At 69.2% G+C, this 8,162-nt stretch carries 6 protein-coding genes; 3 read left to right on the top strand and 3 right to left on the bottom strand.

Going from position 1 to position 8,162, the window contains the following annotated elements:
* The coding region (metH, locus tag VMJ70_08175) for a methionine synthase (GenBank protein ID HTO91094.1) at positions 1-3,526 on the top strand (3,526 nt) is incomplete at its 5' end.
* Positions 3,527-3,554: 28 nt separating this feature from the next.
* On the opposite strand, the gene VMJ70_08170 is transcribed toward metH, so the two are convergent.
* The 3 genes from VMJ70_08170 to VMJ70_08160 are packed head-to-tail and all read right to left on the bottom strand — an operon-like array spanning position 3,555 to position 6,763.
* Positions 3,555-5,336 (bottom strand): serine/threonine-protein kinase, encoded by a 1,782-nt coding sequence (locus VMJ70_08170; GenBank protein HTO91093.1) that lies wholly within the window; start codon positions 5,334-5,336, stop codon positions 3,555-3,557.
* Positions 5,333-5,944, bottom strand: coding sequence for a sigma-70 family RNA polymerase sigma factor (locus VMJ70_08165; protein HTO91092.1), 612 nt, complete (start codon positions 5,942-5,944; stop codon positions 5,333-5,335). Before VMJ70_08165 ends, VMJ70_08170 begins: the two co-directional genes overlap by 4 nt.
* A gap of 3 nt (positions 5,945-5,947) precedes the next feature.
* A complete protein-coding gene (locus VMJ70_08160) occupies positions 5,948-6,763 on the bottom strand; it encodes a polyphosphate kinase 2 family protein (protein HTO91091.1) in 816 nt (271 codons plus the stop codon).
* A 116-nt stretch (positions 6,764-6,879) separates the two neighbouring features.
* On the opposite strand from VMJ70_08160, the gene VMJ70_08155 reads away from it, so the two are divergent.
* On the top strand, positions 6,880-7,920 hold the full coding sequence (locus VMJ70_08155) for a carbon-nitrogen hydrolase family protein (GenBank protein ID HTO91090.1): 1,041 nt from the start codon (positions 6,880-6,882) through the stop codon (positions 7,918-7,920).
* The coding region (locus tag VMJ70_08150; GenBank protein ID HTO91089.1) for a hypothetical protein at positions 7,917-8,162 on the top strand (246 nt) is incomplete at its 3' end. The genes VMJ70_08155 and VMJ70_08150, both read left to right, overlap by 4 nt.

Here is an 8,162-nt window from a genome sequence, read left to right as displayed (position 1 = left end):
GCCGCGAGCCCGGCAAGGAGTGCGCTTCCCGCCCATGAAGAGCCCTTATCTCGATCTGTTGAGTCGCCGCGTATTGGTGTTCGACGGCGCCATGGGCACGCAGCTCCACGCCGCCAACCTGTCCGCCGCCGACTACGGCGGCAAGGAAGGCTGCGTCGACTACCTCAGCATTACGCGGCCCGACGTGGTGGAGGGCGTGCACGTCGCGTATTTCGAAGTCGGCGCCGAGGTGGTCGAGACCAATTCATTCCAGGCTTCGCGCCTCCGCTTCGAAGAGTGGGGACTGGCTGAACGCACGCGCGAGATCAATCGCGCCGCCGCCTCGATCGCACGCCGGGTCGCGGATCGCTACATCGCGTCGGATGGCAAGCCTCGCTTCGTGGCCGGTTCGATGGGGCCGTCGGGGATGCTGCCCTCCTCGGAGGATCCCGACCTCGGCAAGCTCCGCCTTGAAGATTTGGTGCCGGCATTCTTCGAGCAGGCCGCGGGACTGCTGGAAGGCGGCGCCGATCTGCTGATCCTCGAGACCTGCCAGGACATTCTCGAGATGAAGGCGCAGATGCTGGCGGCGCGCGAGGCGTTCGAGGCCACCGGACGCCGCGTGCCGATTCAGTGCTCGGTGACGCTCGACCCCACCGGCCGCATGCTGCTCGGCACCGACATCCGCGGCGCGCTCGCCACGCTCGAAGCGATGGGCGCGGACGTGATCGGGCTCAACTGCTCGACCGGTCCCGATCTCATGCGCGATTCGATCCGCTATCTCACCCAGAACGCCAGCACGCCGGTGCACTGCATTCCCAATGCCGGGCTGCCGATCAACGACGGCGGGCGCACGGTCTACCCCATGAAGCCCGAGCCGATGGCCGAGACGTTGCGCGAGTTCGTCACCGAGCTGGGCGTCAACGCGGTGGGCGGCTGTTGCGGGACCACGCCCGATCACATCCGCTCGATTGTGGCCGCGCTCGGTGTCCATCGCACGCCGCGCCCGCGTCCGGGGCGCAGCGCCTGGTTCCTGTCGAGCGGCATGACCGCCACCGCCATGCGCCAGGAGCCGCGGCCGTTGCTGATCGGCGAGCGCTTGAACACCCAGGGCTCGCGCAAGGTGAAACGCCTGGCGCTCGAGGATCGGCTGGAGGAGATGGTTCCGGTGGCGCGCGAGCAGGTCGAAGGCGGCGCGCACGCGCTCGACGTGTGCATGGCGCTGACCGAGCGCACCGACGAGGCGGCGATGATGCGCCGGCTGGTGAAGAAGCTGGCGCTCTCGGTGGAATCGCCGCTGGTCATCGACTCGACCGAGGCGCGCGTGATCGAGGAGGCGCTGTGCGCTTACCCCGGCTCGGCGCTGGTCAACTCGATCAACCTCGAGAACGGCCGCGAGCGCATCGACGCGGTGATGCCGCTGGTCGTGAAGTACGGGGCGGCGGTAATCGCGCTGACCATCGACGAGACCGGCATGGCCAAGAGCGCCGAACGCAAGCTCGAGGTAGCGCGCCGCATCCACGACATCGTCACCGCAGAGTTCGGCCTGCCCGCCGAGCGGCTGGTGTTCGACGACCTCACCTTCACGCTCGCGACCGGCGATGCCGAGTTCCTGCAGTCGGGAATCGAGACCATCGAGGGCATTCGCCTGATCAAGCGCGAGCTGCCGGGGGTGCTCACCAGCCTCGGCGTCTCGAACGTCTCATTCGGTCTCGGCAAGGAAGCGCGCGCGGTGCTGAACTCGGTGTTCCTCTACCACTGCGTTCAGGCCGGACTCGACATGGCGATCGTCAATCCCGCCGACGTGATTCCCTATCCCGAGATCGCGGAAGAGGACCGCGCGCTCGCCGACGACCTGGTCTTCAACCGGCACCCGGAAGCGCTGGCCCGCTACATCGCGCGCTTCGAAGGCCGCACCGCCGAGACGCGCGAGAAGGCCGACCAGGCGGCTGAAGCCGCGATGAGCGTGGAGCAGAAGATCCACTTTCAGATCCTGCACCGCAAGCCCGGCGGCATCGAGGCCCTGATCGATGCGGCGGTGAAACGCCAGGATCCGGTCACGGTGCTCAACACCGTTCTGCTTCCGGCGATGAAGGAGGTAGGCGACAAGTTCGGCGCCGGCGAGCTGATCCTGCCGTTCGTGCTGCAAAGCGCCGAGGTGATGAAGCGCGCGGTGGCGCAGCTCGAGAACTACCTGGAGAAGAGCGCCGACGTCACCAAGGGCCGGGTGGTGCTGGCCACGGTCTACGGCGACGTGCACGACATCGGCAAGAACCTGGTGAAGACCATCCTGTCGAACAACGGCTACACCGTGTTCGATCTTGGCAAGCAGGTGCCGGTGCAGAAGATTCTCGATAAGGCGCGCGAGGTGGACGCCACCGCGATCGGGCTCTCGGCGCTGCTGGTCTCGACCAGCAGGCAGATGCCGATCGCGGTCGCCGAGCTGCACCGCAACGGCATGAAGGTGCCGGTGTTGATCGGCGGCGCGGCGATCAATCGCAATTTCGGCCGGCGCGCGGCGCTGGTGGACGGCGAGGTGTTCTATCCGCCCGGGGTGTTCTACTGCAAGGATGCGTTCGAGGGTCTCGACACCGTGAGCGCCCTGGGCGACCCGGGCCAGCGCGGGGAGCTGATCGAGCGCACCAGGCGCGAGGCGTTCGAGTTCAAGACCCGCTCCGCCGAGCTGGAACAGCGCGCCGCCGAATCGAGCGCCAGGCAGCAGGATTTCAAAGTGTCGGTGTCACGCGACGTCAGCGTGCCGGCGCCGCCATTCTGGGGCGCGCGCGTGACGCCGCCGCGCGACATCGCGTTCGCCGGCATGTTCGCGGGGATGGATCTCAAGACGCTCTACCGGTTGCACTGGGGCGCGCGCGGCAGCGGCCCCGAGGTCGAGAAGCTGATCCGCGACGAGTTCGAGCCGCGGCGGATTCGCCTGCAGCGCGAGGCGGAGGAAAAAGGCTGGATCAAACCCTCCGCGGTCTACGGTTTCTTCCCGGTGCAGAGCGAGGGCCAGGATCTGCTGGTCTACGATCCGTCCGCGTTCGCGCCCGGATCGCTCAACCCCCGCGGCAAGATCGAGGAAGTCGTGCGCTTCACCTTCCCGCGCCAGGCCGAGCGCGAGGGCCTGTGCCTGAGCGACTACTTCCTGCCCGCCGATTCCAGCCGCTTCGACGTGCTGGCGCTGCAGGTGGTGACGGTCGGCCCCTACGTGGACGAGCTGGGCGCGGCGCTCAATCAGCGCGGCGAATACGCCGAGGCGTTGTTCGTCCACGGATTGGGAGTATCGGCGGCCGAGGGCCTCGCCGAGTGGCATCACGCGCGGATCCGCAAGGAACTGGGGCTCGAGCCCGATCGCGGCAAGCGCTATTCGTTCGGCTACAGCGCCTGCCCGGATCTCGCCGACCAGGCGAAGCTCTTCCAGCTCCTGAAGCCCGAGGACGCGATCGGCGTGACGCTCACGAGCGCCTATCAGCTGGTGCCCGAGGCCAGCACCAGCGCGCTGATCGTCCACCATCCGCAGGCCATGTACTACATGGTGAAGAGCTAGCCGGGGGCGCGATCTCGGCCGGCGGCGATCAGCGCAGCGGATTCTCGAGGGTGAGCTGTCGCACCCAGACGCCGTGAACGCCGGTCTCGCGTCCGGCCAGCTCCTCGAATCGTTCGAAGGCTCCTGAGCGGCGCGGCGCCGAATCCGCCGGCAGCGGCGCCACGCCGCCGACACCGCGCAGCCGTTCGACGGTCGGCGCCGGAATCGCCGCGTACTGAATCGGCCGATCGGGACGCGCCGCCGGCAGGCGGGACAGCTCGGCCTCGATCTCGGGCACCGGGTGCGGGCTCGCGACCACCAGGAAATGCTCGCGCCCGCCGCGGCTCGTGACCGTCCAGGCGTTCTCCTTGCCACCGACCGTTCCGGGCAGCACCACCAGCGAGTCGCCACTCACCGGATTGGCGCGGTCGAACAGCGGCTGGGGAAAGAGCAGGTACGACTCGCCCCGCTCGTCCTCGTTGAGCACATACACCCAGGCCGGGCGCGAGGAGCGGAATTCGAGCGACAGCCGATCGCCGGGCCTCACTCGATCGCCGGGCGAGAGCCGGCGATAGCCGCCGCCGCTGCGACTCACCAGCGTCGCCTCGACGTCGTATGTAGTCGCGACGCTCGGGGCCGCGCCACGCGCCGGTGCAGGGGCGGTTGCGCTCGGCGCCGGCGCCCCGGTGTGCTGCGCCAGCCAGCGCGGCATGAACACCAGCAGCGCGACGGTCGCGATCAACGCCGCGGCGAACGCCATCATCGCCGGATGCGACGAGCGGCGACGCGCGCGCCGGTCGCGCGACGCGAACGGCTCGAGCGCGGCGGCGAGCTGGCCGGCGCTCGCGAAGCGCGCGTTCGGATCGGGCGCCATCGCGCGCTCGATCGCCTCGGTCAGCGCGGCCGGAGCTTCGGGCCGCAGCGTGTGCAGCGCGGTGGAGGGACCCCGGCGCGACTCGGCCTCGAGCTCGGCGAGCGTGCGCGCGGTGAACGGGTTCTTGCCGGCGATCGCGCTCCACAGCGTCGCGCCCAGCGCATAGAGGTCGGATCGCGGCGTCGCGGACTGGCCATCGAGCCGCTCCGGCGACATGAACATCGGCGTGCCCGGAATCCGCACGCGCTCGGCCTCGGGAACAAAGCGGCGCTGGCCGAGTCCGAAATCGGTGAGGACGACGCGGCCGTCGGATTCGATTAGCACGTTGGCGGGCTTGAGATCGCGGTGGACGAGACCAGCGGCGTGCACGGCGGCCAGCGCGCGCGCCAGCTCCAGGCCAATCCGCGCGACTTCGGCGGGCGGCAGCGCGCCCTGCCGCTCGATCCGTTTATCGAGAGTCTCGCCGCGCAGGAACTCCATCCACAGGCCGGGGTGCCCCTCGAACTCGCCGGCGCCGAACACAGTCACCACGTTGGGGTGCCGCACGCGCGCCAGCGCGCGCGCCTCTTCGAGCAGCGCGTGGGATTCGCTTCCGGCTTCAGCGGGCCGTGGATTCAGGAGCTTGACCGCCACCTCGCGCTGGAGCTTCGGCTCCCAGGCGCGCCACACCTGGCCGCTCATACCGCTCCCGACCTGCTCAAGCAGCAACAGGTCGCCCCAGCGCTTCGGTTCGGTGGTTTCGGTCGCGGCGCCGGCCGCGCTGCCCGGCTCGGGCGAGCGCTGCAGCTCGCGATTGAACTCGGCGATCTTCGAGACCTCGCGCAGCGCCCGGACGCTGGCCTGAGCGGCCGGCGATCCGACGCTCGACTCGGCGCCGTCCCAGTCCACCGGCCGATCGTCCGACACCGACCCCGCCAGCGCGTCGAGTGGGTCGCGCCGCTCGTCGGCGGAACTCATGGATTGCCGTGACCCATCTGCTCCGCCAGCTTGCGCAGCGCGCGCTGCACCGCCATCCGCGCCGCGTCGCGACTCGGTCGTTCCGTCATGGAGGCGATCTCCTCGTAGTCGAAATCCAGCTCGATGCGCAGGTGGAGCAACTGGCGCTCCTCCTCGCTCAGCCGCGCGAGCGCGCTTTCGTAGCGCTCGAGCACGTCGGATCCGATCGCCTGTTCGAGCGGCGAAGGCGCCCGGTCCGTCAGCTCCTCGGCCATGATTTCGGCGTCGGGCCGGCGTCGAGCCCACCGGATCTGATCCCGAATACGATTCAGCACCGCCTGGCGAACGTAGGCCTGAAACCCGCCCGCCCCACGGACTTCGATGCCGTCCAGGCCCTCGACCGCCCGCATCAGGGTCTCCTGGACCAGGTCGGAAGTGTCGAGAAGCGAGCGGGCGTAGAGCGGAAGCCTTCCGCTCGCCCACCGCTGGAGCCGCGGAAGGTAGCGCGCGGTGAGGGCGGACAGCGCTCGAGCGTCGCCCTCCTTGGCGCGGCGCAGCAGCTCGGTGGTGAGGAGCAGGTCGTCCGAGCGGGACTCGGGGGCGGGATCGGGAACGAGCGGCTCGGTCATGACTCAGCTCAGCATCCGGCGCAGCTTCTTCACGTCCAGCTTGACGCGCGGCGGATGGGGATCCATCTCCTCGAGCGCCTCGCGCACGATCTCGGAGATCGCCAGATCGCGGTACCACTTGCGGTCGGAAGGAATCACGAACCAGCGCGCGTGCTTCGGGCTGCACTTTCCGATCGCATCTTCGTAGGCCTTCGCGTACTCGGGCCAGCGCTGGCGCTCGGCGAGGTCGTCCTCGCTGAACTTCCAGTGCTTGTCGGGCTCGTCGAGCCGCGCCAGCAGCCGGTCGCGCTGCTCCTCGCGGCTCAGGTGCAGGAAGAACTTGAGAATGCGCGTGCCGTGCATGTGCAGGTGCTCTTCGAACAGGTTGATCGAATGATAGCGCTGCTCCCACACCTCGGGCGGCACCAGTCCGTGCACGCGCACCACCAGCACGTCTTCATAGTGCGAGCGGTTGAAGATCGCCACCTGCCCGCGCGCCGGCGCGGCGTGATGGATGCGCCACAGGAAGTCGTGCGCCGATTCTTCCGCGCTGGGCTGCTTGAAGGGCCATACCTTGCAGCCCGAGGGATTGAAGCCGGTCATCACCTTGCGAATGACGCCGTCCTTGCCCGAGGTGTCCATCCCCTGCAGCACGATGAGCAGCGAGCGCCGGCCCTCGGCATAGAGCGCGTACTGGAGCGCGTCGATCCGCTCGAGGTTGGCGGCCAGCCGCTTCGTCGCCTCGTCGCGATCCTTGCAGCCCGGAGTAGAGCGCGGACTCCAGTCGGCCAGGCGGACCGGTCTGCGGCGAACCTCGAGGGCCTTCCGAATGTTCTTCATCGCGGAGCCTCCCCCGGTGCGAAACGCGGTCAAAGGTGGCGTACTTCGCTGCTGCGCACAAGCGCGTTGCATGGCATGATCGGAGCTTCGGTACCCCGATCAAGAGGATGGCGAACATGAGCGCCGGTCCCAAACCCTTTCTCGCCGCGGCGGTTCAGGCGGCCTCGGTGTTCCTCGATCAGGAGGCCTCGCTCGAGAAGGCCTGCGACCTGATCGCGCAGGCGGGGGTCGCCGGCGCGAAGCTCATCGTGCTTCCCGAGGCGTTCATTCCCGCCTATCCGGCCTGGGTCTGGACGCTTCCGCTCAATCGCCGGGCCGAGGTGATCGCGCTCCATCGCGAGCTGGTGGAGAACGCGGTGGACGTTCCGGGACCGGTGACCGAGGCACTCGGCCGCGCCGCGAAGGCCGCGGGAGCCTGGGTCGCGATCGGCGTGGACGAGCGCGACACGCGGCACTCGCGCACCACGCTCTACAACACGCTGCTGGTGTTCGACGATCAGGGCGGGCTGGTCGAACATCGCCGCAAGCTGATGCCGACCGGCGGCGAGCGGATGGTGTGGGCGGCGGGAGAAGCGGTGGCGCCGCGCGTGCACGACACTCCGTTCGGGCGGCTCGGCGGACTCCTGTGCTGGGAGAACTACATGCCGCTCGCCCGCATGGCACTCTACGACCAGGGCGCCCAGATCCACGTCGCGCCCACCTGGGACGCGAGCGAGCAGTGGATTGCGAGCATGCGCCACGTGGCACGCGAGGGGCGCATGTACGTGATCGGCGTGTGCCAGGCGGTGCATCGCGACGCGATCCCCGACCGGCTCAAGTTCAAGGACACCTTTCCGCCCGACCGGCAGTGGATCAATCCCGGCAACAGCGTGATCGTGGACCCGGAAGGGCTGGTGATCGCCGGGCCTCTCGCCGAGCGCGAAGACATCCTGACCGCCGAGATCGATCCCGGCCGCACCTCGGGCTCGCGCTGGATCTTCGACGCGGCCGGGCACTACAACCGGCCCGACCTGTTCGAGTTCGCGGTGCGCGAGCGGGAAGCGCCGGGCGACGCGAAGCCGCGCGCAGCGCGAAGCGCGAAGGCCGCGCGAGGTAGCGCAAGCGGCGGGAAGAGCGCACGCACACGCGCGCGCGCTGCCACAAAAGGCCGGCGATGAGCGCGACGCAGGCGCACGTCTATCCCGCGATCGAGGTCTATCGCGGTCCCGGTTCGCTGGCGCCGGTCACGCTCGACGGCCGCCGCGTGCGCATGGAGCCGCTGTCGCTCGAGCGGCACTGGGACGGCCTGCTCGCGATCGGGCTCGAGCCCGAACTGTGGCGCTGGACGCTCAATCGATGCGAGCGGCCCGAGCAACTGCGCGCCTATCTGGACACAGCGCTCAAGGAGCAGGCCGAGGGC

The sequence above is a fragment of the Candidatus Sulfotelmatobacter sp. genome, from assembly GCA_035498555.1.
Taxonomy (GTDB): domain Bacteria; phylum Eisenbacteria; class RBG-16-71-46; order RBG-16-71-46; family RBG-16-71-46; genus DATKAB01.
The sequence above is the reverse complement of the archived record's forward strand: the minus strand, read 5'-3'. Positions and strand labels throughout refer to the sequence as shown.